Annotated in this window: 1 protein-coding gene and 2 pseudogenes; 1 reads left to right on the plus strand and 2 read right to left on the minus strand. The window is 48.7% G+C overall.

Features of this window, described 5'->3' with window-relative positions; all coding sequences use genetic code 11:
* Nucleotides 1-157 precede the first annotated feature (157 nt).
* Both C3418_RS24270 and C3418_RS23680 read right to left on the minus strand, forming a co-directional pair.
* On the minus strand, nucleotides 158-373 hold the full coding sequence (locus C3418_RS24270) for a hypothetical protein (protein ID WP_146054162.1): 216 nt from the start codon (nucleotides 371-373) through the stop codon (nucleotides 158-160).
* 346 nt (nucleotides 374-719) lie between these two features.
* Nucleotides 720-908 (minus strand): annotated as a pseudogene (locus C3418_RS23680) (transposase); the annotation flags it as partial.
* A gap of 51 nt (nucleotides 909-959) precedes the next feature.
* On the opposite strand from C3418_RS23680, the pseudogene C3418_RS25045 reads away from it, so the two are divergent.
* Nucleotides 960-1,065, plus strand: a pseudogene (locus C3418_RS25045) (AbrB/MazE/SpoVT family DNA-binding domain-containing protein); the annotation flags it as partial.

The following is a 1,065-nucleotide window of genomic DNA, read 5'->3' on the forward strand; positions in this document are numbered from 1 at the left end:
TTTTGTGAATGCGGCGCCGTTGTGGTCGTGGCAGGGGTGGTAGGATAGGCATCAACTCAGTCCTTTTGGTGTGGCTTGTTTTGTTTCGCGCCTAATGAGATCGCACAAACTGGACTGAGTTCCCTTCTTCCTGTGATCTACTATTCGGAACAGCTATTTAGAAGATACCGAATAGCTTCGCCTTGTTACTGATTAAAATTCCGGGTGGAAACAGGTAAGAGGCAAAGAAGTTGTCTTGTTCAGCATATTTAACAAACAAGTGGTCGAGTTCAACATCAACTTTATTAACGCCTTCATCGAGCCAACCAATCATAGTAGACTTCAGGGTAAGGATAATTTTTGCTGCCTCATAAATAGCTCCCACCTTGCTCATCAGATTATCGGAATCAATTCCATCTTCGATCTCTTTAAAACGAACTTCAATATTGCTTTGAAACTCTTCGAAGGCTCGAGTTACAGTGTTTTAACTCATAACTGGTCTCCCAGCCTCCATCGAAACCAAAGGATGACAGGTAGTCATCAAAACTCTTTATGTCGGAAAATACCTCATCCAAGTCGGGGAGCTTGATTGGTATTCTCCCCATTCTTAGGGGCACTCAAAAGTAGAGGTCATGTGGCCTGCATTAGGCGCTGTTTTGGTGTGTAGCCACCCAGCGCCATATTGGGCCGCTCATGGTTATACGTCCACCGCGAATTCAACTTCGAAGTGCGACACTCGCCTATGCCGCCTGACGGTACTCTTCGAATACCTTGACAGGCTGCCTGAATCCGAGACATTTCCGAGGTCGTAGGTTGAGCCACTGCTCCGCTCTCCTGACATCCTCGTCCGTGACCTCTCTCAGGTCTGTTCCCTTTGGGATAAACTGCCTCAACAGCCCATTGCTGTTCTCGTTCAGACCGCGCTCCCACTGCCCGAGGCAGTGGCCCTGCCAGATGAGGTCACGCATGTTGAGATCGTCGTGGTTGGTCGTACTCGCATAATCACACCTGTAGGTGAGTCCTGGGATAGGTGGTTTGATGAGCCTTGTATGAGCGCCGACTTCATGGCCGAACGTGAGCAGCCAA

This window comes from Aeromonas sp. ASNIH8, from assembly GCF_002919855.1.
GTDB lineage: Bacteria > Pseudomonadota > Gammaproteobacteria > Enterobacterales > Aeromonadaceae > Aeromonas > Aeromonas caviae.